The 26796-nt window shown below is 69.0% G+C and carries 26 protein-coding genes, 2 pseudogenes and 1 other annotated feature; of the genes and pseudogenes, 13 read left to right on the forward strand and 15 right to left on the reverse strand.

The window, feature by feature from the left end:
* Positions 1–52: 52 nt before the first annotated feature.
* Together QCD66_RS35520 and QCD66_RS35525 are read left to right on the forward strand one after the other, a co-directional pair.
* Positions 53–742: an IS6 family transposase gene (locus QCD66_RS35520; protein ID WP_375734025.1), complete on the forward strand. Its 690-nt coding sequence runs from the start codon at positions 53–55 to the stop codon at positions 740–742.
* Positions 739–921 (forward strand): annotated as a pseudogene (locus QCD66_RS35525) (transposase); the annotation flags it as partial. The gene QCD66_RS35520 and the pseudogene QCD66_RS35525, both read left to right, overlap by 4 nt.
* Positions 922–1682: 761 nt before the next feature.
* Here QCD66_RS35525 and QCD66_RS35530 read toward each other — a convergent pair.
* Positions 1683–1859, reverse strand: coding sequence for a hypothetical protein (locus QCD66_RS35530; RefSeq protein ID WP_375734026.1), 177 nt, complete (start codon positions 1857–1859; stop codon positions 1683–1685).
* 486 nt (positions 1860–2345) lie between these two features.
* A pseudogene (locus tag QCD66_RS35535) lies at positions 2346–2654 on the reverse strand (helix-turn-helix domain-containing protein); the annotation flags it as partial.
* Positions 2655–2895: 241 nt separating this feature from the next.
* Between QCD66_RS35535 and QCD66_RS35540 the strand changes: the two are divergent.
* Positions 2896–3258, forward strand: a complete 363-nt coding sequence (locus QCD66_RS35540; RefSeq protein ID WP_375734019.1) for a hypothetical protein — start codon at positions 2896–2898, stop codon at positions 3256–3258.
* Positions 3259–3521: 263 nt separating this feature from the next.
* Here QCD66_RS35540 and QCD66_RS35545 read toward each other — a convergent pair whose 3' ends face one another.
* A complete protein-coding gene (locus QCD66_RS35545; RefSeq protein WP_375734018.1) occupies positions 3522–4637 on the reverse strand; it encodes a hypothetical protein in 1116 nt (371 codons plus the stop codon).
* A gap of 382 nt (positions 4638–5019) precedes the next feature.
* Between QCD66_RS35545 and QCD66_RS35550 the strand changes: the two genes are divergently transcribed.
* Positions 5020–5556, forward strand: a complete 537-nt coding sequence (locus tag QCD66_RS35550) for a very short patch repair endonuclease (RefSeq protein ID WP_407567272.1) — start codon at positions 5020–5022, stop codon at positions 5554–5556.
* On the opposite strand, the gene QCD66_RS35555 is transcribed toward QCD66_RS35550, so the two are convergent.
* Positions 5516–6886, reverse strand: coding sequence for a DNA cytosine methyltransferase (locus QCD66_RS35555; protein WP_375734016.1), 1371 nt, complete (start codon positions 6884–6886; stop codon positions 5516–5518). The genes QCD66_RS35550 and QCD66_RS35555 overlap by 41 nt on opposite strands.
* A 296-nt stretch (positions 6887–7182) precedes the next feature.
* Here QCD66_RS35555 and QCD66_RS35560 point away from each other — a divergent pair, with 296 nt between their 5' ends.
* Both QCD66_RS35560 and QCD66_RS35565 read left to right on the forward strand, forming a co-directional pair.
* Positions 7183–7494 (forward strand): transposase, encoded by a 312-nt coding sequence (locus QCD66_RS35560; protein WP_375734015.1) that lies wholly within the window; start codon positions 7183–7185, stop codon positions 7492–7494.
* Positions 7449–7562, forward strand: a sequence feature (AL1L pseudoknot). Its footprint overlaps the gene before it by 46 nt.
* Positions 7491–8312, forward strand: a complete 822-nt coding sequence (locus tag QCD66_RS35565; protein WP_375734014.1) for an ABC transporter permease — start codon at positions 7491–7493, stop codon at positions 8310–8312. Its footprint overlaps the feature before it by 72 nt. Before QCD66_RS35560 ends, QCD66_RS35565 begins: the two co-directional genes overlap by 4 nt.
* A 306-nt stretch (positions 8313–8618) precedes the next feature.
* Here the strand turns inward: QCD66_RS35565 and QCD66_RS35570 are convergent, their stop codons facing one another.
* The 9 genes from QCD66_RS35570 to QCD66_RS35610 all read right to left on the reverse strand — a co-directional run bounded on the left by QCD66_RS35570 (position 8619) and on the right by QCD66_RS35610 (position 16293).
* Positions 8619–10085 carry a tyrosine-type recombinase/integrase gene (locus QCD66_RS35570; protein ID WP_375734013.1) on the reverse strand — a complete coding sequence of 489 codons (1467 nt, stop codon included), beginning with the start codon at positions 10083–10085 and terminating at the stop codon, positions 8619–8621.
* A 94-nt stretch (positions 10086–10179) separates the two neighbouring features.
* Positions 10180–10458 carry a DNA-binding protein gene (locus QCD66_RS35575; RefSeq protein WP_375734012.1) on the reverse strand — a complete coding sequence of 93 codons (279 nt, stop codon included), beginning with the start codon at positions 10456–10458 and terminating at the stop codon, positions 10180–10182.
* An 89-nt stretch (positions 10459–10547) separates the two neighbouring features.
* Positions 10548–10997, reverse strand: a complete 450-nt coding sequence (locus QCD66_RS35580) for an XF1762 family protein (protein ID WP_375734011.1) — start codon at positions 10995–10997, stop codon at positions 10548–10550.
* Positions 10994–12145, reverse strand: coding sequence for a DNA-methyltransferase (locus tag QCD66_RS35585; RefSeq protein WP_375734010.1), 1152 nt, complete (start codon positions 12143–12145; stop codon positions 10994–10996). The genes QCD66_RS35580 and QCD66_RS35585 overlap by 4 nt, the downstream gene beginning before the upstream one ends.
* Positions 12142–13011 carry a hypothetical protein gene (locus tag QCD66_RS35590; RefSeq protein ID WP_407566951.1) on the reverse strand — a complete coding sequence of 290 codons (870 nt, stop codon included), beginning with the start codon at positions 13009–13011 and terminating at the stop codon, positions 12142–12144. Before QCD66_RS35590 ends, QCD66_RS35585 begins: the two co-directional genes overlap by 4 nt.
* The gene (locus QCD66_RS35595; protein WP_375734008.1) at positions 12980–13531 is read right to left on the reverse strand and encodes a DNA cytosine methyltransferase; all 552 of its coding nucleotides are present in this window, start codon (positions 13529–13531) and stop codon (positions 12980–12982) included. The genes QCD66_RS35590 and QCD66_RS35595 overlap by 32 nt, the downstream gene beginning before the upstream one ends.
* Entirely contained in the window at positions 13528–14394 is an 867-nt protein-coding gene (locus QCD66_RS35600; protein WP_375734007.1) for a hypothetical protein, read from the reverse strand. The genes QCD66_RS35595 and QCD66_RS35600 overlap by 4 nt, the downstream gene beginning before the upstream one ends.
* Entirely contained in the window at positions 14391–15380 is a 990-nt protein-coding gene (locus QCD66_RS35605) for a TRM11 family SAM-dependent methyltransferase (RefSeq protein ID WP_375734006.1), read from the reverse strand. Before QCD66_RS35605 ends, QCD66_RS35600 begins: the two co-directional genes overlap by 4 nt.
* Entirely contained in the window at positions 15364–16293 is a 930-nt protein-coding gene (locus tag QCD66_RS35610; protein ID WP_375734005.1) for a hypothetical protein, read from the reverse strand. The genes QCD66_RS35605 and QCD66_RS35610 overlap by 17 nt, the downstream gene beginning before the upstream one ends.
* Before the next feature lie 831 nt (positions 16294–17124).
* Here QCD66_RS35610 and QCD66_RS35615 point away from each other — a divergent pair.
* The 3 genes from QCD66_RS35615 to mraY all read left to right on the forward strand — a co-directional run bounded on the left by QCD66_RS35615 (position 17125) and on the right by mraY (position 19971).
* Positions 17125–17991: a hypothetical protein gene (locus tag QCD66_RS35615; RefSeq protein WP_375734004.1), complete on the forward strand. Its 867-nt coding sequence runs from the start codon at positions 17125–17127 to the stop codon at positions 17989–17991.
* A gap of 521 nt (positions 17992–18512) precedes the next feature.
* Positions 18513–18839: a hypothetical protein gene (locus tag QCD66_RS35620; RefSeq protein WP_375734003.1), complete on the forward strand. Its 327-nt coding sequence runs from the start codon at positions 18513–18515 to the stop codon at positions 18837–18839.
* 28 nt (positions 18840–18867) lie between these two features.
* Positions 18868–19971, forward strand: a complete 1104-nt coding sequence (mraY, locus tag QCD66_RS35625; RefSeq protein ID WP_375734002.1) for a phospho-N-acetylmuramoyl-pentapeptide-transferase — start codon at positions 18868–18870, stop codon at positions 19969–19971.
* Between the two features lie 447 nt (positions 19972–20418).
* Here the strand turns inward: mraY and QCD66_RS35630 are convergent, their stop codons facing one another.
* Positions 20419–20688, reverse strand: a complete 270-nt coding sequence (locus QCD66_RS35630; protein ID WP_375734001.1) for a hypothetical protein — start codon at positions 20686–20688, stop codon at positions 20419–20421.
* 129 nt (positions 20689–20817) lie between these two features.
* Entirely contained in the window at positions 20818–22182 is a 1365-nt protein-coding gene (locus QCD66_RS35635) for a hypothetical protein (protein ID WP_407566952.1), read from the reverse strand.
* A 572-nt stretch (positions 22183–22754) separates the two neighbouring features.
* Between QCD66_RS35635 and QCD66_RS35640 the strand changes: the two genes are divergently transcribed.
* The 4 genes from QCD66_RS35640 to QCD66_RS35655 are packed head-to-tail and all read left to right on the forward strand — an operon-like array spanning position 22755 to position 26789.
* The gene (locus QCD66_RS35640; RefSeq protein ID WP_375733999.1) at positions 22755–23123 is read left to right on the forward strand and encodes a pilin; all 369 of its coding nucleotides are present in this window, start codon (positions 22755–22757) and stop codon (positions 23121–23123) included.
* 5 nt (positions 23124–23128) lie between these two features.
* Positions 23129–24037: a conjugal transfer protein TrbL family protein gene (locus QCD66_RS35645; RefSeq protein WP_375733998.1), complete on the forward strand. Its 909-nt coding sequence runs from the start codon at positions 23129–23131 to the stop codon at positions 24035–24037.
* A gap of 38 nt (positions 24038–24075) precedes the next feature.
* On the forward strand, positions 24076–24999 hold the full coding sequence (locus QCD66_RS35650; protein ID WP_375734024.1) for a PrgI family protein: 924 nt from the start codon (positions 24076–24078) through the stop codon (positions 24997–24999).
* On the forward strand, positions 24999–26789 hold the full coding sequence (locus QCD66_RS35655) for a VirB4 family type IV secretion system protein (RefSeq protein WP_375733997.1): 1791 nt from the start codon (positions 24999–25001) through the stop codon (positions 26787–26789). Before QCD66_RS35650 ends, QCD66_RS35655 begins: the two co-directional genes overlap by 1 nt.
* The last annotated feature ends 7 nt before the right edge of the window (positions 26790–26796 follow it).

The raw sequence follows: 26796 nt of genomic DNA on the forward strand, positions 1-26796 counted from the left end.
GGCGAGGTCGAGGCAGACTTGAGCGGTGAGGTCATCGATCCGGCCTGATTCGTTGCCGTCCGCTTCGGCGTTCGCGGGGTTCCGGTTCCCGCCCGAGGTGATCGTCCTTGCGGTCCGCTGGTACCTACGCTTCAACCTCTCGTACCGCGATGTCGAGGAACTCCTGGTCGAACGTGGTGTGCAGGTGGATCACGTCACCGTGTTCCGGTGGGTGCAACGGTTCACCCCGCTACTGGCCGACGCCGCCCGCTTCACCCGCCACGCGCCGGGCAACCGCTGGTTCGTCGACGAGACCTATGTAAAGGTCAACGGGATCTGGCGCTACGTGTACCGGGCCGTCGACCAGTACGGGCAGGTCATCGACGTGCTCGTCTCACCGCGCCGGGACGCGGCCGCAGCCCGCCGGTTCTTCCAGGGGGCCCTGACCACGCTGAAGGTCACACCTCGCGAGGTGGTCACCGACGCCGCCGCCACCTATCCCGGCGTGCTCGACGACCTGGTCCCGTCGGCCCGGCACCATGTCGAGCGACATGCGAACAATCCGATCGAGGCCGACCACAGCCAGCTCAAACAGCGACTCAGACCGATGCGCGGGCTACACACCGACCGGACCGCACAGACGATCATCACCGGCCACGCCTTCGTTCAAAACCTACGACGCGGACACTACGAACTCGCCGCCGACATCGCACCCGTACATCGGGTGGCCGCCGCGTTCACCGAACTCGCCCGAGCGATCTGACCGGCGCCCCCGCCGCAGCTCACCATGCCCAGCGATCCGACAACGCAACGGAGCCCTCGGTCGCCTTCGCCACCAAGCCCGCCCTCGGGCTGAGGATGCTCGCCCGAGCCCTGGACGCCGGCCCACCCGCGTCGTGGGTCACCGCGGACGAGGCATACGGCAAGGACGGCAAGTTCCGCCTCGAACTCCAGCGACGACACGTCGGATACGTGCTCGCCGTACCGGCTAACCAGAAGGTCCCGACCGAACGCGGTAGCGCCCGCGCCGACGCCCTGGCCGCCGCCGCGCCCGATCTGGCCTGGAAACGCCGCAGCTGCGGCGACGGCGTCAAAGGGCCCCGCCTCTACGACTGGGCCGTGGCCACGCTACCGGACACCGGCACCGCCGAACACGGCTTCGCCCGCTGGCTACTCATCCGCCGCAGCGTCGCCAGACCCACCGAGTTGGCCTACTACCTGTGCTACGGCCCGGCCGACACCAGCGACGAAGAACCGGTCCGGGTCGCCCACCCGGTGGACGGTCGAGGAGCGCTTCCAGACGGCGAAGAACGAGGTCGGACTCGACCACTACCAGGTCCGCCGCTACGACGCCTGGTACCACCACATAACCCTGGCTATGGTGGCCCACGCCTTCCTCGCGATCACCGTCACACACGCACAAAAGGGGGCGCCGGAACAGGCCGGGACGGACTCATCCCACTCACCCTCGGCGAGATCCGCCGTCTCCTGGCACACCTGATCACCAAACCCCAACCAGTCGATCACATCGATCGATGGTCAACATGGCGCCGCCGACATCAGTTCCACGCCAGAACATGCCACTACCAGCGAAGACTCCATCTGACGGAAGGGCGGCTGGAGTACATAGGTGCCAGCCCCGCGGCCTCGGACGCCTTCGGGCTCCCGGGTCGGGTCGCTCTTTGCGTACTTCCGCGACATCGTCAGCCCTGGGCTGCGCAGCGTGGAAGGCCCATGCCGCCTCGATGCTCGGGGGCGATGTACACCTCCGACAGCCAGCCGGCCCGCCCGTCGTGTAGGACAACCTTGTACCACAGGTCAGAGGTCACACCTGCCGGGTTGTGGTCAATGCCCTCACTGGTCAGGTCGCTGTTGGTCATGGTTTCACCGCGGGACCAACAGCGGGCTACGAGTTCCGCCCCGGACCACACCTCCGTGTTGGGGATCTTGCAATTCCGGGCACCGCACCGCGCCACTGGTCGGGTTGACAGGTACGACGGTGTGGAATCTTCCGCTATCCCGGTCGCCCCGATCGCAACCTTGTTATGCACGGTGATCGCCGCTGACGACGGAGCCCGGGCACCTTTAATTGGCTGATCATCGCGTAGCCCTGCCCAGTACGCCCCGCCCAATGCGAACACCACGATACCTACGCTGCTGGCAATCTGGACGACGCGACGGCGTCCCCGCGACGCGGCCGTAGGCTCGACCATCGTCGCGTCTGGTACCGGCTTAACCGGGTTCGGTCGTGCTGACGCATCCACGAGACCTGTCGTCGTAACCGGGGACGGTGGTTCATCGACCGGGCGAACCCGGTCCCGAACCTGCTCCCACCGTGCGCGCCATACAAGCAAGTCGCCCCCGCACGCTTTTACAAACGCCTCCACGGTTTCCCAGGTGGGCAGATGGTCGCCTCCGGCCGCCTCTGCGAGGGATGTACGGGACCGGCCGGTCGTCCGGGCCATCTGCAGGTACTTCGGTGTGCCTGCCTCCTTCCGGAGGTCACGTAACTGCTGGGCGAAGGCCTGAATTGGGCCAGCGGTGGGGTCAAGGGGTCGCTCCGGGCGGGGCATCGCGGCTCCACAAGCTCGAAGTGTACGGCCTGCCAACATTTGCTGACGCAGAGTCATCCGATGGTACCGAAAGCGACCGCTAGCCCGGGATGCCCATCGCATTGACGACAGCTCGGTCCGACCCCGGGCCGATAAACCGTCGCCGCAGGTCGTAGACCGTCGCCACGCCTGAACAACATCCCCGGACGCTAGACATGGCGACAGGATCGGCACAGCATCCAGGGCGGCATCGGAATTACTCGTGCGAATGATGTGCACTGATGTGTGCCGAACTGGCGTCCGCTTCGAGAGAGGAACCGGTATGAGGTACGCACGTCTCCTGAAAAGAGCAACCCTTCGGGCATTGGTGCTCGTGCTCGGCGGCGCGGTGATCGCCACCCCAACGCACGTATACGCCAAGCCCGGCGACGCCCAGATCGCCGCTGGCGCATGCACCTTCTCAGCGCCAACCCCGTCGAAGAGCGGCGACAACGTGACCGCGACGGCCCACATCAGCGACTGCGGCACTGCCTACTGGACGCTCACTATCCAGCGACACAGGACCGGCCCGTTCTGGCAGACCATGGGCACGAGCAACCGCAACAATGACGGAGAGGTCCGGGTGACAACCGGCTGCAAGGAGTTGGGAACGTACACATACCGCAGCATCCTGGAGTCCAACAAGGGACATCAGAGCGTGAGTGGACACAACCGATTCAGCTGCTGATCCATCCACACGTGTCCGGAGGTAGCACGGCCTCCGGACACCTGTGATTGGCCAACTCTAAAACACGATGGCCCTGGCTGCGCCCAGTTAAAAATCTCTGACACCAGGGCGGGTCGAATCCGTCCGCAGCGGGCACCTTCACGAGGTCACGGCGAAGCCGAGCCCGCCGGGGACTGCAAGTCGCTGATCGATGTAACTCCTGATCAAGGAGCAGCATCGAACTGTCCGGTGCGGCGAAGCAGGATCGCTGATGAACAGGATGCCTATCGCTCGCTAAGGGCGCCGATCCAGGCGTCTAGCCCTGCGAGTCGTCCTGATTCGATGTGTTTTAGGGCTCTAGCCATACCGACTCCTCGCTGGGGTGCAGGAGCACCATACGCCGCGCGGGGGCCATCCGGATTTACGTGCACGACATCTGTGAAGAGGTGGCCGTTCTGGCGACGGACCTCGCAGGCTGCGGCGAGTCGGGCTGGATCGAATTCGTTAGTAATTAGCACATACTCGAAGTCCTCGCCGGCGTCTTCGAGCTGGTCGTAATCTCGGAAGTCGCTGACAAACTGCTCCTCCCGGTCGCTTCGAACGCTCCACTTACAGGAGACAAGCGTGCGCGTTCCTGTCCACCGATGAACGAGAGCTAGATCCACCTGGCGGGTCTTGCTGTTGGCGCGGGGGGGCCTGAAGCCTGGAAGATTGTGAAGCAGAGGACGCACGGATACTTCGTAACTATGTGAGATCGAGGGAACTCGCCTGAGCAACGCTGCGATCGTATCCTCGAATCCTTCACCTACGAGGTTCTTCCGTTTGTTCTCGAGCCCGACGTGGGCCTGGATTCGCTCCGTAAGCGTCCTTAGGGCCGTACGCGGAGGCTGCTGAAGGAGATATGGTTCCAGCAGTTCAGTAACGATGGACTCCAGTTCGGGATCCTCGCCCGGCAGCGGCAGTCCTAGCCCTTCAAATGGCTCGCGCTGCATCGCTATCGCTGGTTCCAGCCTGGCGCGGTTCCTGGCGGCCGCTCCAGCCAAGTCGGCGGTGGCGTTCCTGAACAGGAAGTCGATGTGCTTATCAAGCTCTGCAGGAGCGACGCCGAGAGCCTGGGAGACCCACACATGAAACGCTAGGCTTCTCGCATACCAGGGGCGTCCAGGTTGGCACTTGTCGCTCTCATAACAGTGAGCCAGCCCAGTGGTGCGGTCGATCCAGAGTAGTAGCCTATAAACATCACGCCAGGCGAGTCCGGGTTCAACCGGGCCAGATTGGGCGAAGTACTCCTCGAGGAGACGGTTTCGATTCTCTTCGCCAAAGGCGCGTGTACCTGCCGCAGGTGCAGCCCCCGTGCGCGCTTCACTCACTCCTGGCAGTACGGCCTGGTCGTAGTCCACGATGGGAGAGTACTAGAAGCTGACGACCTCGCGAGAAGGAGATTTCGCTGTAAAAGGGATATGGCAGACCCCCTCGGACTGAAGCCACCGGCCGGGTGCCGTCCGGTCACCTGGCCCCATCCAACAGGCCCTCAACCAGAATCGATGCTACGGAGCCCACTATCCGGAAGAGATCATCTCGGGCCTCGCACTGCGCACCGGAGCCGCAGCCGCTCCCAGATAACGTCCAAACTATGCGATGTTCCCAGGAGGCGACCGGTGCTTGCGGGTGTCACGCAAGCTTGAGATGCCGGCAGGGTTCTCGCCAGAGCACGTGCCACCGAACCAGCAGGGCGGCCGGCCGATCCCAGCCCATCACCGTGCTCAGCCATCCGGGAGAATCATGGCGGATCACCTATCCAAGCAAGGCCGCTCGCGAGTCATGGCAGCAATCCGCTCGGCGAACACAAAGCCAGAACTGCTTCTTCGGAAAGGGCTGCGCTCCGCTGGGGCGCTAGGCTATCGCTTGCACGTAAGGTCGCTGCCGGGAAAGCCGGATATTGCCTACACCCGCTGGCGTCTTGCGATCTTCGTTGATGGCGTCTTCTGGCACGGCCATCCGGATCACTTCAATCCGGCAACCGCGAGTCCTTACTGGAGAGAAAAGATCGCGCGGAACCAGGATCGGGACCGCCGCGTAAGCGCTGAACTTGCCGGTATGGGCTGGACAGTCATTAGGTTGTGGGATCTTGATGTCAAACGTGACCTCGATGCTGCGGTCCGGAGGGTTACCCAAGAACTGGCCGCGCTAGGCCGGAGCGTCGCTGCAAGCCCACCGGCCGGCGCGCCATCTGACAACGGGCCCCTCCAGGAATCCTCGATGCGGGTCGAATGGCCAGTTACTCCTGGCAAGCCGCCTGCCGCGCCCGCCGAATTGTAGCCTGGACAGCCTTTCCGATTTCCTCTGCCAGCAGAGGGGGGACCGCGTTCCCGACCTGGCGGTAGCGCGAGTGTGCCTGACCTCCGTCGATGCGCCCGGGAAGGGGACCCCGGCGTGGATCGGTCGTGAACACGAAATGGTCCGGAAAGGATTGCAGTCTCGCAAATTCTCTGACACTCAGCGCCCTGGCCGCCCGGTAGTGATAAGCCGAGTCCGCTTTTGTATTCAGCGTCCACGCCCACATTCCAGGATGCAGCCGGCGATATGCATAGAAGTGAGCGCGCACGAGCTTTCCACTATCAGTGCTCGGACCCCACTTCTCGCCACTGATATAGCGGGCAGTTAACGCTTCGGGGAGGTCGCGATGATTTCCTCCGGCCGGGATTTTCTTCAGTCGGGTGACGGTATCAGCATTTATTCTAGGAACACTGACGTTTGCTATTTCTCCAGATAGGTGTTTCCGCATGAGGCGCTGGTAGGCCGACTCCGCCTCTTTCAGTTCCCCGATACCCATGTTGTCCTCGCGCCTGCCCGCCTGCAGGCCGCGCAGGTCGGATAGGGCCTGATCGGTGGATACCACGCTCAGGTTGTCTGGGTCGGCTAGCGCCTCCATGAGGAGAGCAGCGCGCCCTTCGTCACGACGGCCTTCAACAGCGTACTTTCCCTTCGCGTGTCGCACGAGCGACAGGTACGCAGTCGCCTCACTTCCCATGACCATCGGCGGCGACTCCCCGAGGTCCCTCCGGATACCGACAAAGACTAGACGCTTGCGCGTCTGGGGCACGCCGAAATCAGCCGCGTCGAGGACCCTGGCGATGACCCTATAGGCTCCACCCAACTCAAGATCTTCCTTGACTTGCTCGAGGACCCCCATCTGGGCCATTCCTGGCACATTCTCCATCACGAATGCAGGAGGCTTGATCTCATCTACCGTCTTGACAAACTCGCGATAGAGCGAGTTACGGGGATCATCGATGATCCGAGAGTGATTTCGAACCTGAGAGAAAGCCTGGCACGGGGGCCCTCCTACCACGACATCGACGCCGCGGCCGGCTTGGACCACCTGCTCGTGAACCTCGGGCAGGCGGATGTCGCCACAGATAACCTGCGCGCCCGGGAAGTTGCGACTGTAGGTAGCGCAGGCATCGGGGTCAATGTCCGATCCGCCGGCAACCCTGAACCCCACCTGCTGAAACCCCTGCGACAATCCCCCTGCCCCTGCAAAGAGGTCCAGGACACGCAACTCTTCCCCGCCAGGAGGCACCAGCGAGGCCGCAGCGAGAGCACCAACATCCAGTCCTGGAAGTGGCAGCGCCAGTGGCTTGCCCACGGAGCCTCCTCAATCTTCACGGTCGCACCCGCCGTGCTGGCAGGCCTATCGTCCTTGACCCCAGGCTGCAAGCCTGGCTGCCGCGCCGCAGGACGCGGCCCCCACATTTGATCCCTTCCTACACGCGTTCGACAAGTCGTCCTCCGATCTTCCTGCTGGCCTGTCCGGCTGAGGCGAGTGGCAGCAGTGGCATGCGCCACTGACAGTGATGATGTGGGAGCGGGTCACCCTGAGGTTCCCCCGATAGCTCGGAGACTTTCGATCGTGGTCTGATAGGCCCTGACCAGGAGGTTTTCGTGCCCGCCCCTCGTAAGTACCCCGACGAGCTGCGTCAGCGTGCGGTACGGCTCTACCGGGAGTCCGACCCCAAACCGGTGATCAAGCGTCTGGCCGAGCAACTCGGTGTGCATCCCGAGGCGTTGCGTAACTGGATCCGTCAGGACGAGGCCGATCACGGTCAGCGGTCCGATCGGCCGACGACCGTCGAGGCCGAGGAACTGCGCCGGCTTCGCAAAGAGAACGCCGAACTGCGCAGAGCCAACGAAATACTCAAGGCCGCCTCGGCTTTTTTCGCATCGGAACTCGACCCGACCCGGCGACGGTCATGACGCTCGTGAACGAGCTGAAGGACCGGTTCGGGGTCGAGCCCGTCCTCCGGGTCCTGAAGATCGCCCCGTCGACCTACTACGGCTGGCTGGCCCGCCAGGCCGCTCCCGGACCACGGGAGATCGAGGACCGCCGAGCAGGGCTGGCGGGTCTCGGACAACACGATCGCGCGGTTCATGGCCGGGTCCGGCCTGACCGCCCGCATCAGGCGCCGCAGGCGGAACCTGACCCGCCCAGGTATACGTCCGGCCGCGCCGGACCTGGTCAACAGGGTGTTCACCGCGCCGACGGCCTGCTCGGCTTCGGAGTCGCCCTGAGCTGGCTGGTCGGCCGCGAGTTCACCGACGGCACGATCACCGGCCTGTTCGCGTTGCCCGTGTCCCGGCGGGTCCTCGTCCTGGCCAAGCTGCTGTCCCACCTGCTGTGGGCCGTACTGGTCGCCATCGTCCTCACCGCCGTCGTCGCGGTCGCCGGAACGCTTCTCGGGCTCGGCGCCTGGAACGGTGATGTCGTCGCCGCCCTGGGCCGGCAGTTCGTGCTGACCGTCCTGTCGGCGCTCGTCGCGGCCCCGGCCGGCTGGGCAGCGACCCTCGGCAGGGGGCCGCTGCCCGGCATCGCGACCACGATCTGCCTGATCGTCGTCGCCCAGGTCGCCGTCGTCGCCGGTCCCGGGGCGTGGCTACCGGTCGCCGCGCCCGCGCTGTGGGCGCTGCAGCCCGGCACCGTCGCCCCGGCGCAACTCGCGCTGGTCGCCGCCGTACCGGTCGGGTTCGCCGCGCTGACCGTCACCGCATGGAGCCGGCTGCAACTCGACCGCTGACGGTCCGGGACCCTCCTACGGCTGTCAAGCCGCGATGGTGATGGCTTGTTGTGGTCTGGGTGTGGGGTTGAGGACCTGGTAGATCTCTCGGGCGATGTAGCGTTTGAGGCAGCGGATGATCTCTTTCTTAGACATGCCTCTGCACCGCCTGCCTGACCGGCGAGTACCCCGTCGGGGTCGACGTCAGCGGCGGCAAGTACGTGCTGGAGGGCCGGTAGCGCCCTGCTCAGCCCGAACGGCAACCGCTGGCCGGCGCTGCGACACGCGTCGGCTGCCGGCCAGCGGTCGTTGCGGCTCGGCGGGGCGTTACGCCGCCTTCGGGCGGTTTCGGCGTGGGATCAGCTTGGTCGTGGCTGCGGCCGTGGTCTTCTTCAGCTCCGCCAACACGGAGGTGTAGGTGTCGGCGGTGAGGTTGTAGGAGGAGTGGCCGAGGGTGTCCTGGATTTCTTTGATGGTTGCCCCGGTGGCGAGCATCAGGGTCGCGGCGACGTGCCTGAGATCGTGGAACCGTACCGGTGGCAGCCCGCTGCGTTCGACGAGCCGGTCGAACCGGCCGGTGACCGTTTCCGGGTGCCAGGGTTGTCCGTCGCGCTTCCTGACGAAGAAGATGTCGCTGTCGACCCAGGCGTGACCGGCGACGACCTTCCACCCGGCGCGGCGGAACAGGTACTGGCGTAGGCTGGTCACGCTCTCGTCGCTGAGGTCGACGACCCGGTCCCCGGCCGCCGATTTCACGGCCTTCTCGATGATCTGGTAGCCGACGCTGGTGCGCTGGGTGGTGATGGTGATCGCGGCGGCTTCCAGGTCGACGTCGTAGTCGTGCAGGCCGCACAACTCGCCCCGGCGTGGCCCACGGTGAACGGCCAGGTCGAACAGGGCATACAGTTCGGGGTCCTCGGCTTCGGCGAAGTCCAGGAACTCGCCCACCTGGACGGGTGTCCAGACCATGACCGGGCTGGGTCGCTGGCCTGTGCGACGCCACCGGTTGACCGCCGCGTCCGTCCACAGCCGGGGCTTCGGCGGCCTGCCGGATTTCAGCTCGACCGACTCGGCCGGGTTGTGGTCGACCAGTTTGTGGTGGTAGAGCCGGCGGGCGTCGTTGAGTGCCTTGCGCAGCGTCGCGAGGATCCGCTGCTGGCTCGCCGCACCGACCGTGCGGATTCCCTTGACCGCGTCGCGGATCTCCTGGACGGGGCTGGCCTTGGCGGCGAGGATCTCGGCGTTGCGGGCGTCGATCGTGGCGAACACCGACTCGATGTGCGCGGCGCCGAGTTCCTGCAACGCCACCTGCCCCAGGTGGGGTGTCCAGTACTTGTTGATGTGGTCCTGGTAGCTGCGCCGGGTCGCGGGCGCCAGCTTGGTCCGCCCTTTGATCCATTCGGCGAGGTAGTCGCCGAGGGTGAGTCGGTTGTCGGCGGGTACGTCGGCGCGGATGCGGCGGGCGACGTGGTCGCGGTCGGGAAGCGGCTGGTTCGGCTTGCACGCCTGCAGCAGGTCGGCGATCCGCCGACGCAGCACCTCGTCACGGCCGGCGAGGTCGAGCAGCGTCCGGGCGTGGTCGCGTTCCTGTACGGCGTCCTCGCGGGTGTCGAAGCCGGTGCGGCGTAGCTGCCGCCGTCCACCGGCGGCGTCGACGGGGAGTTCGAGCTGGTACCGCCACGAGCCGTGGTGGGGGTTCCACCCGTTGCCCCGGCGCAGCTTGGGGCATCTGGCGCCCAGGCGCTTGCCGCCCTCACGGCATCCGCAGCGTTTGGTGATGGATCCGTCTGCCATAACGAGTCTGTCTCCTCATCGACACCCGCTGGCGGCGGGCATCGGATTGTCGGGTGTCCGGCTGTGGTGATCACCGCTCGTCCCGGCGGTGTGATCAAGTCGCGGGTGGCGGTGGGGTGGGGTGTTCGGTGGGGACGCCGAGGGCGGTGAGGATCGCGGCGACCGAGACCCGGTAGCGGGATCCGACCCGCAGCACCGGCACCGGCAGCCGGTTGGTGCGTGCCAGCTCGTAGGCGCTGCTGCGTGACATGCCGAAGATTTCGCCGGCGGTGGCGACGTCGGTTACCGCCCCGAGCGCGCGGATGCGCTCGACGGTCCACACCACGGAGGGCACCGCAGCGCCGTCTGCGGAAGTGCTGGCCGTGCTGTCCATGGGAGTTCGTCCTTTTCAGAGGTGGGAAAGGGGCCCGCCACCGTGGTGGTGGCGGGCCCCTTGGATTGGATGGTTCGTTGGTGCGGTGGTCAGCTCGACGGCTCCCACCGGTACCGGCCGATGCCGGCCGTGCCCTGGTCGACGCGTGGGCGGCTCGGACGTGACCAGCCCGGTTGCGGTGGTCGGGAGGCGACGATCCGCCACCCGGCCGCTCGCAGGCTGGCCCCGCTCTCCCCGTCCTGGGTGTAGGTCACCAGGCGCCGATACCCGAGCGCCCGGGCGGCCTGCCACGCCGCGGAGAACAGCAGCGAGTTCGCGTTACGGGTTCCGTCGGTGGCGACCCTGGTCACCTCGAGGGTCAGGCCGTCGTCGAGGAGCCGGGCGACCGGCCGCCCGACGACGGCCACGCCGACCAGGACATCGTCTCGGGCGACACCGATGCTGAACTTGTGGCCACGCGGCGGCCGGTGATGCCGATGCCACTGCTCGACGAAGCGGCAGGCTTCGGCGAAGGTGATCGGCACGGTCCGTAGGCTCACCTGCCGTCCTGCCTCGACGTCTTGTCGGGCAGGTGTGGGGCGAGCCGGGTCAGGGCCTCGTCGTGGAACGCGTAGCTGATGTCGATGCCCATGTAGCGGCGGCCGAGTCGCAGTGCGGCGAGTCCCGTCGTTCCGGCGCCGGAGAACGGATCCAGAACGCGGCCTCCGGGTGGGCAGCCGGCCGCGATCGCCCGCATCGGCAGGTCGACCGGGAACGGCGCCATGTGCGAACCGCGGTAGGGGCGGGTCGCGATCCGCCACACATCGCCGGGGTTGCGTCCCTTCGGATGGGCGGCGGTGTGAGCGTGGCCGAGCGGGGCGAGGTTGCCCGCACCGGCCCGGGGTTCGACACCGATGTCTTCGGCGCCGTACTTGCCGGCGCCGTAGGCGCTACTGCCGCGGCGGCGGGCGGTCGCACCGATCCCGCCGGTGCGGCCTTTGCGTGCCCCACCGATGATCCGGGTCCCGTCGGCGGCCTGCGGCCGGGCGAGCGGGATCCGGATGGGGTCGAGGTCGAAGTAGTAGGAGTGGGATCTGGTGAGCAGGAACAGCAGTTCGTAGCTGGTGGACAGGCGGTCGCGTACCGACTCCGGCATTGGGTTGGGCTTCGACCAGATGATGGCGTTGCGCAGCCACCAACCGCGTGCCTGGAGGGCGAACGCCACCCGCCAGGGCACACCGATGAGGTTCTTCGGCGGCAGCGGCGCCCGTCCTGGGGAGTTGGTCTCGCCGCTGTGGTACGCGCGGCGGGTGCCGCCGGTGTAGCTGTCGCCGATGTTCAGCCACAGCGTCCCGGCCGGGTCGAGGACCCGCCGCGCACCGTCGAACACGGCGGCGAGCCGCTCGACGTACTCCTCGACGGTCGGCTCCAGCCCGTACTGCGGGTCGACCCACGTCGCCCCGCACCGAGGACACGGCGCGCCGACGGTCCGCCGGTCCGCCCCTGGTGGGTGTGGGCAGGCGGGATCGCCGCCGTGCCACGCACCTGTGCCGTAGTCGCGTAAACCCCAGAAAGGAGGGCTGGTGACGATGGAGTCGACGCTCGCCTGCGGCATGGCAGCGAGTACCTGACGGGCGTCGCCGAGGTACAGCTCGACCGGGCCGACCCGCCGGTACCGGTAGGCGTCCAGCAAGGTGGGATCGGTCACGCGGGCACCGCCCACCGGTACGGGCACGTCAGGAGCCGCAGCGCCGCTTCGGCCTGTTGCGGCACGACGCCGTTCCCCAGAACTCTCAGTGCGAGCGTGCGTGGCAGGTCCAGGTCGGGGTCGGTCACCCATTGCGGCGGCAGGCCCATGAGCCATTCCACGAACGGTGGAGCGAGGACGGGTTTGCCGTGCCGGCCGGGCTGCGTCGGGTCCGGCGCGGGCCGGCCGAGCAGTGTCTCCCACCGGGCGACGGCGGCGGCGTAGATGCCCCACCGGCCTTCGTCCGGCGCCGCCGGCGGCAGGTCGGCGACGGTGGACCGCAGGTCCGGCCCGCCGGTGCCGTGCCGGCCCGGTCCCCGCCCGTCCGACGCCGTCGGCGTGGGCAGGGTTCGCAGCGGGATCCGGACCGCCGCCGAGGGCAGCGTCAGGTCCCCGTGCGAGCCCCGCTGTCCCGGACAGCCCTTCGCGCCGTCCGTCGCCCGCGGGGTGGGCAGCAGCCGGCTGGCGTCGGTCAACGTCCGGCCGGCGTGACCGCTGGGCGCGGTCCGGCCGGCGGTCGCGTTCGCCGACGACCGGCTGTCCGCCGCCGTGGGCGTCGGTAACAGGCTCCCCGAACCAGGGGCACCGCTGTCGCCGTGATCGGCGCGGCTGACGGGCGGGGCCGACGGTAGGCGTGCGGCCCACTGGTGCAGGCCGGGCCTGCGGGCCGCCCCTGGTGACGGCGAGCGGTTCGATCCGTACACCGTCGCGGTCGGGGTCGGCAGCAGGCCGTGCCGGGTGCCCGTCGGCTCGACCAGGTCCGGCAGCCCGTACTGATGGCCGGGGCCCTTGCCGTCACGGGCGCACGGCGTCGGCAACGTCCGCACCCCCTCCCAGGCGGTCGGTGGGAGTGGCCAGCAGGAACAGCCTGTCTCTACGGTGGGCTGCCCCGATGTCGGATGCGCGTAGGCACGTCCAGCTCGTGTCGTACCCGATCTCGGCCAGGTCGGCCTGGACGACGTCGAGTCCTCGGGTGAGGAGCGCGGCGACGTTCTCCACGAACAGGAGCGGCGGTCGAAGTACGCGAACGGCTGTGGCGACGTGCTTCCAGACGCTGGAGTGCTCGCCGGTGATGCCGGCGCGCTTGCCGGCGTTGGAGATGTCCTGGCAGGGGAAACCCGCCGTGATGATGTCGACCGGCTCGACGTCGGCCCAGGTGACGGCACGGATGTCCCCGAGGTTCGGAGCCTGCGGCCAGTGGTGGGCGAGGACGGTGCCGGCGTGCCGGTCGGTTTCGGCGTACCAGGCGAGGTGGCCGCCGAACACCAGCTCGACGGCCAGGTCGAGTCCGCCGTACCCGGTGCAGACGGATCCGATCCGCGGGCCGGTGGTGTGATCAATGCTCACGCCACCTCCCCGCGCCCGGTGTCCCCTGTCGACGGCTCGTCGTGGGGGCAGGTCCATGGCCCGCAGCCGGGCACATCAGCCGGCTGCGGGCGTGGACGCAGGATCACCTCGTCGAGCGGCACCCGCTGCCGGTGCAGGAAGAACCGCCCCCGCAGCGGGTGCCCGCCGGCGTTGGCCCGCGCGGAGCCGTCGCGGATCGCATGGTCGAACGCGACCGCGTCCGCCCACTCCCGCGGACTGTTCTCACGAAGCGCGAGCCAGAAGCCGTCGTCGTGGTACGGACAGCCCACGCACGACGACTTCGGGGTGTCCCCGAGACCCTGCCGGTGCAGGTAACGGACGCAGTCGGTCCGCCGCCACCCCAGGTCGAGCAGCGGAAAGACGTTGCGCATGTAGCCGACGTCGGAGTCCCGCGCCCGGCCGATCTCGTCCAGGCTGATCCCGATCGCCATCTCCGCCTGGACACCGGCTGGCACCCGGGCCGGGTGCGGGTAGCCGAGCCGGCGCCGCACCTCCGCCTTGATCGGTTTGATCTTGTATTCGGAGGTGCACTGCCGGCGTGCCATGCCCCGCTCGCCGTTCGGTCCGAGGGTGAACAGCGGCATCGAGGCAAAGCGATGCCGCGGGTCGAGCGCGTCAGCCCGGATGTCTCCGGTGCCCACGCGTACGACCTCGATCCCGGCCCGCTCGGCGATGCCGGTCAGGCGGTTCAGATGCCCGTAGACGGTTGAGGGTTCCCAGCGCGTGTCGGCGAAGATCGCCGCGTCGAATCGTGGGATCCTGCCCTGGACGGCCAGCAGCAGGAGCGTGGAGCTCTGCACACCGGCGCCCAGGGACAGGTAGCGGTGGGTGGATGCGGTCACGCCACCACCCCGGTTCCACCTTCCGCCGACCCTTTGACAAAGATCAATACGTCTTCGTGGGTGATGAGGTGCATCGGCACCCCGCCGGCCCTCGCCTTACGCACCTGCTGGAGCTGAAAGAAGCTGGGACGGGCTACCAGCTGCCCGTCGCGGACCGCCGCAAGCAGCGCGACGCACCGTTCGATCGGGACGAGCCCGGCGCGCAGACCGGCGGCGATGACGGCGCTGGGCAGGTCGACCAGCTCACCCCGCTTGCGCCACGGCCTCGCGGTCACCACGACGACGCCGCCCGGCCGCAGCAGGGTGGCGCAGCCGGCCAGGATCTGCGCGAACCCATCGGCCAAGCCGGTCAGGTCGCGGTAAGCGAGATTGCCCTTGTCCCCGCCGTCGTTGTAGCGGTCGTCGTACTTGACGACCCCGCCCTCGCCGGGACGGACCAGTCCGTGCACCGTCGGCCCGTACGGCGGCGAGGTAACCACGAGCGCCACCTGACCGGTGAGGACGTTCGGTACCAGCGACATCAGTCGGGTGGCGTCGCCGCGGATCACCGACGCGCGTCCGCTGGCGCCCTGGTCGTGGGCGTGGCGGATGTTGGCGTCGGCGATGTTGCTCCACTGCGGCTCGTACTCGATGCCGAAGGCGTCGCGGCCGGCGTGGACCGCCTCGACCAGGGTGGTGCCGATCCCGCACATCGGGTCCAGGACCAGGTCGCCGGGCTCGGTGTAGGCGCCGATTGCGTGGGCGGCGATCGCCGGCAGCATCCGGGCGGGGTGCTTGACCGACTCCGGCACGTACCGGCCGCGCCGCTGGACCGGGCCGGTCGACTGGGCGGTGGCCCAGACCGACAGGCCCTCGGGGTCGGCGCGGTGGCGTCCTTCGTACTCCCGGTGCCGGCCCGGGTAGTCCTGACCGGCGGCGCGACTGCTGGTGTCCGGCTCGTTCGGACCGGGGCGCCCGGCGGCGGTGTGCTCAGGCACGGCGACCACCACCGTTGCCACGTCGTCCCGACCCGGACGCCGCGGCGGACGGGTGTGGCGTGAACACCAGCAGGTCGGCATGCACCCGCAGGTGAGCCACCGCCCACTGCTCGGAGTTGGCGTGGGCCAGGGTGAGCAGTTCCTCGTCGACGACGACGTGGTAGACGAACTGGTCGCCGTCGGTGTCGGCCTCGACCGCGACGATGTGCTGCAGGTAGCCGAGCCCCACGCTGGAGGCGGCGGCCACGAGGGGGCCGAAGTCCTCCGGTGTGGGCTGGGTACCGGCGGGCACGCCGACCACGAGGACGAGGCAGCCGCCGGGACGCAGGAGCCGCGCGCAGGCGGCGAGGAGCCAGGCGAGCCGGATCCGGGCGGTCGTGTCCGCCTCGTGCAGCGGCCAGCAGGCGACCACCAGGCTGGTGGCCGCATCGAGAGGGCCGTCCTCGGGCGCCTGGACGGCAGCGGTGTCGGTGCCGGACAGGTCGGGGTCGGTGAGGTCGTCCCCGAACCACTCGGTCAGCTCGGGCGGCTCCTCGCCGTCGCCGGCCTGCGGCTCGTGCGACGTGGGGAGCGGGTTGGTATCGGTCGCCGGCGGCAGGCCGGTGGTGGCCGGGCCGATGAGCAGCCCGGAGCCGTCGGTGAACCAGGCGCGGTGGTGCCGGCGACCGCCCCGGGCGCAGATCGCTGCCAGGGTGTGATCGGTGGTGAGGTCGACGACCGCCTCCCCGGGCCGGCTGTAGGCGGCGACGAGGCGGTAGGCGAGACGGGTGGGAAAGCTGGTACGGGTTTCGGCGCCGGTACGGGCCGTACGCCAGACCGTGATCGGTATCGGCGGCTCGCCTGCGACCAGGTCGATAAGTGTGGAGTCGGCCGACTCGATGTAGTCGGCCTGGTTGTGCTGGTGCGGCGTGTGCTCGCTCATATGGATGTCGGCTCCGCGCCGCGCCGTGAAGCGCTGACACCCCCAAACCGGGATTTGTGAGTCCTGGCGAACTCTTGCGGGACTCACAGCCGCTCACAGCCCCGGGCGGCGCACGAGTAGTTCTGCTTCGTGCCGATTTGGGGCTTTCTGGATGCTGCAAGGGGTGGCGGTGCGGTTGAACTGTCAGCGGAGGGAACGGGTCGGCCTCTCCTCGTCTGTCAGTCACGCCGTGTTACTGGCAGAAGGCGGCGTTCACATCGGCCCGGATGGGAGGAAGGACGGGAGGACCGGCGTCGACCAGCGGTGTGAGGCGGCGCCGCTGTCATAGGAGCGGCCGAGCGTCGCCCGCGAAGGGTCTCGCGTCATTCGCGTCGTGTCACAGGCCGGGGACCGGGGCGGGTGTCACAGGTCCACGGGTGGGCTGGCACGGGGGGTGGCGGCGACAGGTTGTGACAGCGGCGCTGTGAGCGGGGCCAGTTGTCACAGGGGCGCCCGTGCGAGCGCTGTGAGTGCCGGCACGCCGGGCGCGGGGCTGCGCCGCCAGGGTGGCATGAACCGTTGTCACGGCCGCCCGAATGCCTCTGACGCGGGCCCTGTGACGTGTCACAGGGCAGGTCAACCAGCCTCGGCCAGCACTTCTGTCAGCGATCACAGTCGATGACACGCCGGTGTCACAGGTCGTACGCCGACAGCCGGGAGGTGCCCGCTCATCGGGTGGTTGAGCAGCTTTGTCAGAGCCGTGTGAGCCCGCTGTGGCGGAATCGGCGTCACCGATCGCTGCGACGCACCGGCGATGCCATCGATCCCCTTCCTTGTCACAGGAGCTTTGACATGAGCGTGTCCGACACGACGGACTGGCCCACCTCCGCCCTTGACGCGGCGGCGACCGCCTTCGCCGCCCTGACCTGCGAGCCCCAGCCGATGGTGCTCGACTGCACGATCTTCGACCCCGGCCTGGGACTGCCGGCGAAGGCGATACCGCTGCCCGCACTGCGGGACTGGCTGCTACGCCACCCGAACGCCTACACGGCCCGTGACGAGGTGTGGCGGGAACTGATCCGCCGGGCCCGGCTCGACGGGCCGCAATGGGTGGTCGCGGCCGTCGGCATGGCGATGCCTGCGCTGCGGCAGTACGCGGCCCAACTGTCCGCCGTCTACGGTGGCGACCCTGCGGACGTCGACGCCGAGATCCTCACCGGCTTCCTGACCGCCCTACGCGACCACGTCGACCTGGCCAAGCCAGCCCCACACGCGAGCCTGTGCAAGGCGGCGTGGCGAGCCGGACACCACCTGCTGCGACAGCAGCAGGAGTACCTCCCGGTGGACGACATCGAGCACGTCGCCGCCGGTCCCCGCGCCCCGCGCGTTCCCTACGGTCATCCGGACCTGCTCATCCGGCGTGCGGTGACCCTCGGCATCCTCGACCCAGAGGACGAGCAGGCCTACGTCGACGTACGGCTGGGGCACCGGGCGATCGAACCCATCGCCGCCGCGAACGGGGTCAGCGTCGACGCCCTTCGCATGCGACTGTCCCGCATCGACAGCCGAATCGCCGACGCGCTCACCGACGGACTGCTGACCGGCACCGCGTCGCCGGAGACAAGAGCGCACCTGCGTAAGCAGGCAGCACAACGCGCCCGGCGGCGGGCTGGACGTGCAACACCCGCCCACCGCGTCGCCGCTACGCCAGCCGCCTGACCGCTCTCGGCCGGTGGCCCGACGCTCGGCGTCGGGCCACCGGCGCTTCTTGCCGCCCGCACGCTGCGCGGACGACAGTTGTTGTCCCTGTGGCGGTATCCCGAATCTGATTGCAACCCGACTACGGCTTGACGGTCATACCCCGGGCGGCCGTAGGGGTGGCAGTGGTTCAGGCGGCGCTGTTGCATTGAGCGATCGCCAAGATCGCTTACCGCAATACTTCCTGCAAGATCAAGATAGGTGACCGAGCCGGGCAGTCGAGACCAGAACAAGAGGTTCCTACTCGGTGAGGCGGTCGAGCGTCGGACGCCCGGTTCTGCAAACAGCGGACGTCACGTCGGGAAGATCTGCGCCGCCGAAGGCGCGGAAGCGCTCAATGCGACAGCGCCGCCAGAGGGCCCAAGCCACCGGGCACCTCGCGAACGGCCTACTTCACCGTGCGGAAGCCCTGGGGTGAAATTCCCTCGGGCTACCCCGACCCGGGCGGCTGCGCTCGCCTTCGGATGGCAAGCTCGTGTGCCGTGATCGATGATTTCGCGAAGGACTACCCGCTCGGCCAGCTCCGGTCGACACGTCGGGCGCTGGTCTGGAAGCTCGATGGCCTGCCCGAGTATGACGTCCGGCGTCCCCGAACAGCGACGACCGCCCGGCGTGCCGGGCACGCCGACATCCCGCGTGAGCGGATCGACGGTCGGACCGGGGCGATGGCCGAGTACGAGGAGCAGGTCGACACAACGGCCCGCGAGGCGCACGGGGCGAAGATCAAGCGGGCTGCGCAGGAAGCGGCCAGCGGCTCGCATCATGCCGACCTGTCCGACACGCGTTACGCGGTGGGGACCGCGCCGTGAGAAATCCGGTTCTCGTGGAGGCTCGCCCGTGAGGGCGGTCATCGTCGCGGCGGCGGTCGCGTTCATCGTCTCCCTGCTTGGCACGCCGGTGGCGATCCGGGTCTTTACCGCACTCAAGGCCGGCCAGCCGATCCGCTCCCTCGGACTCGCCTCGAACCAGGGCAAGAAGGGCACCCCCGCGATGGGTGGCGTCGCGTTCATCGTGGCGACCCTCTTCGGCTACGTCGCCGGGCACGTGGCGCTGACCACGCTGCCCGAGCGGCAGATCGCGCAGGTGGGGCCGACCATGACGGCCCTCGTCCTGCTCGGCCTGTTCGTCTTCTGCGGCGCGGTCGGCTTCATCGACGACTACCTCAAGGTACGCCGACGCAACTCCGATGGCCTGTCCGCCAAGGGCAAGCTGCTCGGCCAGGCGATCGTCGGCGGCGGGTTCGGTATCGCCGCGCTCTACGTGGCGAGCACCAACGGCCAGACCGTGGCCAGCGAGCACATCTCGTTCATCCGCGACGTCGACTGGCTCGACATCGGCAAGGTCGGCTCAGTCATGATGTTCATCTTCGTCATCACGGCGATGTCGAACGGCGTAAATCTCACCGACGGCCTCGACGGCCTGGCCACCGGCGCGTCGATCCTGGTCCTCAGCGCCTACGCGCTGATCGGGTTCTGGCAGTACCGGCACTGGTGCGCCGACGACGCGTACGCCCGCGTGAGCGACTACTGCTACCAGGTCCGGGATCCCCTGGAGATAGCCATGATCGCGGCGGCGGCGGCCGCCGCCTGCGTGGGCTTCCTGTGGTGGAACACGTCCCCGGCGCGGATCTTCATGGGTGACGTGGGCTCGCTCGGGCTCGGTGGCCTGATCGGCGGGCTCGCGGTGGCGACCCGCACCACGCTGCTTTCGATCGTGATCGGCGGGCTCTTCGTCATCATCACGACGACCTGGGTGATCCAGATCGTCTCGTTCCGGACCACCGGTAGACGTGTCTTCCGGATGGTGCCGTTGCACCATCACTTCGAGCTGGCCGGTTGGAGCGAGGTCAATATCGTGGTCCGGTTCTGGATCGTGGCCGGTGTCTGCGTGGCGGTCGGCCTGGGGCTGTTCTACTCGGATTTCTTGGCGGCTGTTGGATAAGAGCCAGGCGACCAGCCTGCGTCGTGCCTGTGCTGCGCCAAGACCAGTCGCACACAGCGCGAGCTGGCACTTCCCGATACGCGTCGAGGAACATCGGAATGGCAGTTCGGCTGGTCGGCACTCTGGGGCTGCGGGTCCGCAGCGACACTGCGGTGCTCGCGGAGATCCTCGCCCTGCGTCATCAGGTGGCGGTGCTCCGGCAGCAGTCGAAGGTCCGGCCCCGCGTGTCGTGGCCGGACCGGGCCGTCCTGTCGGCGCTGCCCGGCTGCTACCCACCACGGTCCGGGCCCGCCGGCTGGTCACCCCCGCAGGCGCGGGAACGCTCAATGCGACAGTGCCCGCCGCAGACCACGCTGTCCCGGCCTGCCGTCTGTGCGTGTGTCTGCACTGACGCAACGTCGACGCCCGCCGTCCCGACGTCCTCGCCGCGTCAGGCCAACTGTTTCGTCACGGTTCGTCCACCGGCCTGCCAATCTCGCCGAGGCTGTCCAGCAGCCGCTCCCGGGCGGCGTCAAGACGACCGGCGTAGTCCGGCATGAAGACCTCCACCAGCGAGGTCTCCAACGTGCCGGCGATCTGGTGCAGCGGCGACCACACCGCACGGTCCCGGTTCACCAGGCCGTCGAATTCCGCAGTCCCTATCTCGCGGTATAGCCAGTCGGACAACACCAGCGCCTGATCCCGGGTGAGCTTGATCGTGAAGTCGTCGTCGGCCACGTCACGCAGATTACTTCCCGATCAGCCACCGTGGATGTTTCGTGGCCGGCGCACCAGCCCGAGGTGACCACGTGGCGGGCACTGACGATGCCACGGTCGCGAGACCGCGCGCGGGCGGATCCTGACGCGTCAGTCCTCTTCCGGCGGCAGCTGGTCGGGTGACCATCGTCCCAGGTACACAGCCGCTCTGCCCTCAGCAGGGTCGTCGGCGAGCGGCGCCGCAACGTCCAGGATGCGCCGCATGACCGGCACCGGCAGGTGTGGGTTGGCGGCGGCCGCTTCGCCGGTCGACGGGTCGTCGAACAGTTCGAGCACCCGACCGGATGACAGCCTCGGATCATCGGCTGTCCACTGCCGCACCACGGGATGCGCGTCGTGGCTGATCCGCTCGATGAGTTCCGGCGCCGCGTCGGGGTCGAGGACCACCAGGGCCCTGGCCTGCGGATCCGGTGAGCCGGCGAGCCGGGCCAGCCCGGTACGCGGGAACCTGGGGTGGTGCAGCAGACGGCCTCGGGTCATCGTCGTGGCCTCAAGGTACGTGTCGAGGACCGTGTCGGAGTCGACGTGCGGATTGTTTTCGCACAGCATCAGCCGGACCGCGAAGTCGTCGTCGGTGGCGAGGACGGCGACGAGGTCGGGCGTCAGGTGCCGGTTGCAGGCGACGCTGCGGCGTAGGCCGATGTGGGCCGAGAAGACGCAGCGGCGCTGCACCCGCGGGTCCCTGGTGTCCGTTGCCCAGCGGGCGGGCCGGACCCGGTCGTCGGGTCCGACGTGGTAGTCGATCGCCGCGCGTTGCTGCTCGTTGAGCTCGGGGCGCATCGACACGGCGAGCCGGACCTCGGGCGAGGGGTCCACGGCGAGCCGGGCGACGAGGTCGCCGGGCAGCCTGGGATCGGTGGCGGCGGCGACGCGTGTCCATTCGTTGTCGTCGCAGGCTCGGGCCTCGGCCTGCTCACGGTCCAGTGGCGGCTCGTCGGGTGCCGGTGACGATCCGGCCGGATACAGCCGGGCGCGTAGGTCCTGCGGCAGCCACGGGCTATCTGCCAGGATCAGTTCGAATTCCGGGTTCCGTTCGAGCAGCCGTTCGTATGCCCACACGGGCAGTGTCGGCTGCGGCGTCCACGTCCACGTGAGGAGGTAGTCAGGTCCCTCGACGAGTGCACGGAGCACACCGGGTTCTGGGTCCTCGACCAGTCTGGCCCGCTGCTCGGGCATGACGTGCACCGCTTGGGCCAGCATTTCACGCACCTTGCGGTCGGGGCTGCTGGCCACCGCCTCGAACTGCTCGTCGGTCCACTTCTTATGGAAGGTCAGAGTGGAGCCGATTTCCCTTAGCTGCTCATCGACAAGCCGCCGCAGCAGGCCGGCGGGGATGGCGGGATTGCGGGCCAGGCCGCGCAGGCGGGCTCGGGCGGGCTTGTTGTAGTGGGCGAGGAACGCGTCGTTGACGTACAGCGCAGCCTCCGGGTTGATCGTTAACCGGCGAGAAGCCACCGTAGAAGACGAAGACGCAGCTCAACAGGGCCGCGCGGCCGAGTGATCCGCGTCGTTGCCGGCGGTAGGCTGGTGCTGTTCAGCGCTGCGGCCGGTTGTCCTGTCGCCGACCGTGTAGCGCCTGACACGGCAGGTGGGACCATTCGACGTCCGTCCGCGACGACGCAGTGGTAGTCACCCATCCCGAAGATGGGATCTGACCTGCGCTGTGAGTCTCCCTTCGCGCGTTGTGAGCGCGGTGTGACAGCGGCAAGTGTTCGCCAGGGCTCACAAGACCCGGTTTGGGGGTACGGGACACTTCGCGGGTTGCACGGCTCGCTGGTCCCGCCCGCCGCCGGGCGCAATGAGGAGACGCGTATCCGCGTGCCTCGGGTGCCGCGCCACTTGATGCGCTGACACCACATCGATCACCGCAACCCACCCCAAGAGGGAGGACAAGCTCCTCCCGGGGCTGTCGCGGTTCGCTTCGCCTCGACCCGCGCCCGGCGGCGGCCTGTCCGAACCGCTCTCGACATTCGCCGCGCCCGTCCGTGCCGTCTCTCGGCGCCACCGGGCGTGGCCGGAGGTGCCCCATGTCCCGCATCGCACTCCATACCCTTCTGGCACGCACGGCACTGCGCGCGCTCGTGCCCCTGACAGGCGTTGGCCTGACCCTGTGGTTTCCGGCCATCGCATACGCCGTCCCCGGCGTTGCCGTTGATCTGGCGGCGAACTCGTTGCCGGTGGTGATCGGCAACCTGCGGAACTGGATCATGGGGATCCTGGCCGCGGTCGCCACCTTGTTCCTCGTTCTGGCCGGGGTGTACTGGGCCACCGCTGGTGGTGACCCGGCGCAGGTCGAGCGGGCCAAGCTCGCCCTGCGCAACGCCTTGATCGGCTACGGCCTGGCGGTCCTGGCCCCGATCCTGCTGCAGGTCGTCCAGGGCATCGTCGGGGGCTGACCGGCATGGGTTGGGCCCTCGATCAGGTTCTCGACTGGCTGACCGGGGCGGTCCTGGACTGTCTCGACGCGATCTTCGGCCTGGTCACCGGGGTGCTGCTGACCACGCCGCAGGTCACGGCGCTGCCGCAGGTGCAGGCGCTCACCGGCCGGTCGGTCTGGATCGTGGACACCGTCTTCGTCCTGGCGTTCGTCGCCGCCGGCGTGCTGGTCATGGTCGCCGGTGGCAGCGAACAGTCCCGGTACACGGTCAAGGACCTGCTGCCGCGGCTGGTCGTCGGTTTCACCGCCGCGCACTTCTCCCAACTGGTCTGCGCCCAACTCGTCGACGTCGCCAACGCGCTGACCGGCGCTGTCAGCGACGGCGGCCCCGACGATGACAGTGCGTTCTCGGCGATCCGGGCCCATCTCGCGGCGGGCCGGGACCAGACGGTCGCGCTGCTGTTCCTGATCCTGGCCCTGATTGTCACCGTGTTGGTAGCGACGACCGCGGTCCAGATGGTCGGCCGGATCGTGGCGCTGCTGGTCCTGACCGGTATCGCGCCGCTGGCACTGGCGTGCCACGCCCTGCCGCAGACCGACCCGGTCGCGCGCATGTGGTGGCGCTCCTACACCGGCTGCCTGGCGATCCCGGTCGTCCAGGCGTTCTTCCTCACCGCCGGACAGCAGATCCTGCTCGACCCGTCGGCGCTGCTGCCCGTGCTCGGCCTTCCGGTCGAGCCCGGCGGCGTCCTCAACCTGCTCGTCGTGGTGGTCCTGCTGTGGACGACCACCAGGATCCCCGGGCTGATGGCCCGCTGGGCAGGGCAGGCCGGAGCCGGCCCGAACGTGCTCGGCGCGGTCGTTCGCGTCGTCGTGGTGCAGCAGATCACCCGCAACCTTCCCGGACTGAACACGCTTCGGAGGACACGTTGACCAGACCCGAACCGGACGAGCCGTCGTCGAGGGCCCGCATGCCCGCCGACGTCGACGCCCCCGACAAGGTCGCCTACGGGCTGACGTTCCACCAGCTGGCGATCGTCGCCGCCGGCGCACTCTGCTTCTACGGCGTATGGCTCACGCTGCACGACGTCGTACCCGCGCCGCTGCTCGTCGGCGCCGGGGTGGTGTTCGGCGGCCTGGTCACCGGACTCGCGCTCGGCCGCCGCGACGGCCTGTCCCTGGACACATGGCTGCTCCACGCGATCCGGCACACCCGTAGCCCGCGTTCGTTGTCGATTGCCGGCCTGGCATCCGGTCAGGGACTACCGGACTGGGTCGAACCACCGAAGGCCGGTCGGATGCCGCTGCCGGCGCCGTTACGGCTGCCCGCCGACGCCATCGACGACGACGGGCAGATCGCCCTCGGCGGCGTGCGGGCGGCGATCGTCGGCACGACCACCGTGAACCTGGCACTACGCACCCCGGCGGAGCAGGCGGCCCTGATCGACGGCTTCGGGCGCTGGCTCAACAGCCTGTCGACGCCGACCCAGGTCGTCGTGTCCGCGCAGCCGGTCGACCTGGCCTCCCACAGCCGTACCCTCGCCGCCGCGTCGGATGCCCTGCCGCATCCGCGGCTGCGGGAGGCGTGTGCCGACCACGCCGCGTTCCTCGCCGATCTCGCCGCCCGCCGCGACCCGCTGCGCCGGCAGGTCCTGGTCGTCACCCGCACCGCCACCGGCGAGCAGGGCGGTCACGCCGCCCTGCGGCGGGCCGACGACACCGTACGGGCGTTGTCCGGGCTCGGCGTCAGCCCTCAGGTGCTGAACGGTCCGGCGGTCACCGCCGCCCTCACCTGCGCGGCCGACCCCTACCGGCCGCCTCGCCCGGGTGGCCTGGCCCCGCCCGACGCCGTCATCACCACAGCCCCACCCATGCGAAGGACGACGAACAGATGATGACCATCAAGCGACGCGGCATCCGCCGCTTCGACGGCCCACGGCCGTCCGGTGTGGCGGCGACGGTCGCGCCGGCCGCGGTCGAGGTCACGCCCCGCTGGCTGCGCGTCGGCGACGGGTACGCGGCCACCATGGTCGTGACCGGCTACCCGGCCGAGGTCGGCCCGGCCTGGCTGGAGCCGCTGCTGTCCTGGCCCGGCCGCCTCGACCTCGCCCTGCACGTCGAGCCGTTGCCCGGCCCGGTCGCCGCAGCACGGCTGCGGAACCAACGCGCCCGGTTCGAGTCCAGCCGCCGCGCCGACACCGGCAAGGGCCGGCTCGTCGACCCTTTGGTCGAGGCGGCGGCCGACGACGCCGCCGACCTCGCCGACCGGATCGCCCGCGGCGCCGCGAAGCTGTTCCGGGTCGGCCTGTACCTGACCGTGCACGCCCGCGGCGAGGCCGAACTGGTCGAGGCGTGCGCGCAGGTCCGGGCCGCGGCGGCGTCCACCCTGCTCGAGGTCCAGCCGGCGACGTGGCGGCAGCTCGCCGGCTGGACCACCACCCTGCCCCTGGCCACCGATGGGCTGCGGATGCTGCGGACCATGGACACTCAGGCCCTGGCCGCCGCGTTCCCGCTGTCGAGCCCGGACCTGCCCGCTCCGCTGCCCGGTGACCCGCCCGCGACCGGCGGCGTGCTCTACGGGACCAATCCGGCTAGTGCCGGCATCGTCTGGTGGGACCGGTGGGCGCAGGAGAACCACAACTCCGTCGTCCTCGCCAGAAGTGGGGCTGGGAAGTCGTACTTCGTGAAGCTGGAGATCCTGCGCAGCCTCTACCAAGGCGTGCAGGTCGCGGTCGTCGACCCGGAGGACGAGTACCCGCGGCTCGCCGACGCGGTCGGCGGCAGCATCGTCCGGCTCGGCCTGCCCGGCGTGAAGATCAACCCACTCGATCTGCCGGCCGGTGACCGTCGCCCGGACGTGCTCACCCGCCGGGGCCTGTTCCTGCACACCCTCGTCAGCGTCCTGCTCGGACACCAGCCCCCGCCGGCGGAGCGGGCCGCGCTGGACCGGGCCGTCATCGCCGTCTACCGGCAGGCCGGAATCACCGCGGATCCGGCCACCCACCACCGGCCCGCGCCGCTGCTACGAGACCTTGCCGCGGCCCTGGACGCCGACGGCGACCCGGCCGCGGCGGCTTTGGCCGCCCGGCTCGTCCCGTGGGTGCGGGGCAGCTTCAGCAACCTGTTCGACGGGCCGACCACCCACACCCCGGCCGGGCACCTGGTCGTCTGGTCCCTGCGGCAGCTACCCGACGAGCTGCGGACCGTCGGCACCCTCCTCGCGCTCGACTCGATCTGGCGTACCGTCGACGCCCCCGAACATCCGTCGCAGCGCAGGCTCGTCGTGGTCGACGAGGCCTGGCTGCTGATGCGCGACGGCGAGGGCGCGAAGTTCCTGTTCCGCATGTCGAAGGCCGCGCGCAAGCGCAACGCCGGGCTGACCGTGATCACCCAGGACGCCGCCGACGTGCTGGCCACCGACCTCGGCCAGGCCGTGGTCTCCAACGCCGCCACCCAGATCTTGCTGCGGCAGGCTCCGCAGGCGGTCGACGCCGTCGCCGCCGCGTTCGGGCTGACCGGCGGCGAACGCCGCCTGCTGCTGTCCGCCCGCCGCGGCCAGGGCCTGTTGATCTCGGGCACCAACCGGACCGCGTTCGAGGCCATCTCATCGCGGGCCGAGGACGTCCTGGCCACCACGAATCCGGCCGAGCTGACCGACCCCGGCGAGGAGGACGAGGACCTGTGACACCACC

The organism is Polymorphospora sp. A560 (genome assembly GCF_045781765.1).
Lineage (GTDB): Bacteria > Actinomycetota > Actinomycetes > Mycobacteriales > Micromonosporaceae > Polymorphospora > Polymorphospora lycopeni.

What these genes read in the sequence shown, in the direction of transcription:
- QCD66_RS35530 (WP_375734026.1), bottom strand. Translation starts at nt 1,859, where the DNA reads ATGACCAACAGCGACCTGACCAGTGAGGGCATTGACCACAACCCGGCA.
- QCD66_RS35565 (WP_375734014.1), top strand. Translation starts at nt 7,491, where the DNA reads ATGACGCTCGTGAACGAGCTGAAGGACCGGTTCGGGGTCGAGCCCGTC.
- QCD66_RS35610 (WP_375734005.1), bottom strand. Translation starts at nt 16,293, where the DNA reads ATGAGCGAGCACACGCCGCACCAGCACAACCAGGCCGACTACATCGAG.
- QCD66_RS35615 (WP_375734004.1), top strand. Translation starts at nt 17,125, where the DNA reads ATGAGCGTGTCCGACACGACGGACTGGCCCACCTCCGCCCTTGACGCG.
- QCD66_RS35650 (WP_375734024.1), top strand. Translation starts at nt 24,076, where the DNA reads ATGCCCGCCGACGTCGACGCCCCCGACAAGGTCGCCTACGGGCTGACG.
- QCD66_RS35575 (WP_375734012.1), bottom strand. Translation starts at nt 10,458, where the DNA reads ATGGACAGCACGGCCAGCACTTCCGCAGACGGCGCTGCGGTGCCCTCC.
- QCD66_RS35655 (WP_375733997.1), top strand. Translation starts at nt 24,999, where the DNA reads ATGACCATCAAGCGACGCGGCATCCGCCGCTTCGACGGCCCACGGCCG.
- QCD66_RS35640 (WP_375733999.1), top strand. Translation starts at nt 22,755, where the DNA reads ATGTCCCGCATCGCACTCCATACCCTTCTGGCACGCACGGCACTGCGC.
- QCD66_RS35645 (WP_375733998.1), top strand. Translation starts at nt 23,129, where the DNA reads ATGGGTTGGGCCCTCGATCAGGTTCTCGACTGGCTGACCGGGGCGGTC.
- QCD66_RS35570 (WP_375734013.1), bottom strand. Translation starts at nt 10,085, where the DNA reads ATGGCAGACGGATCCATCACCAAACGCTGCGGATGCCGTGAGGGCGGC.
- QCD66_RS35550 (WP_407567272.1), top strand. Translation starts at nt 5,020, where the DNA reads ATGGCGGATCACCTATCCAAGCAAGGCCGCTCGCGAGTCATGGCAGCA.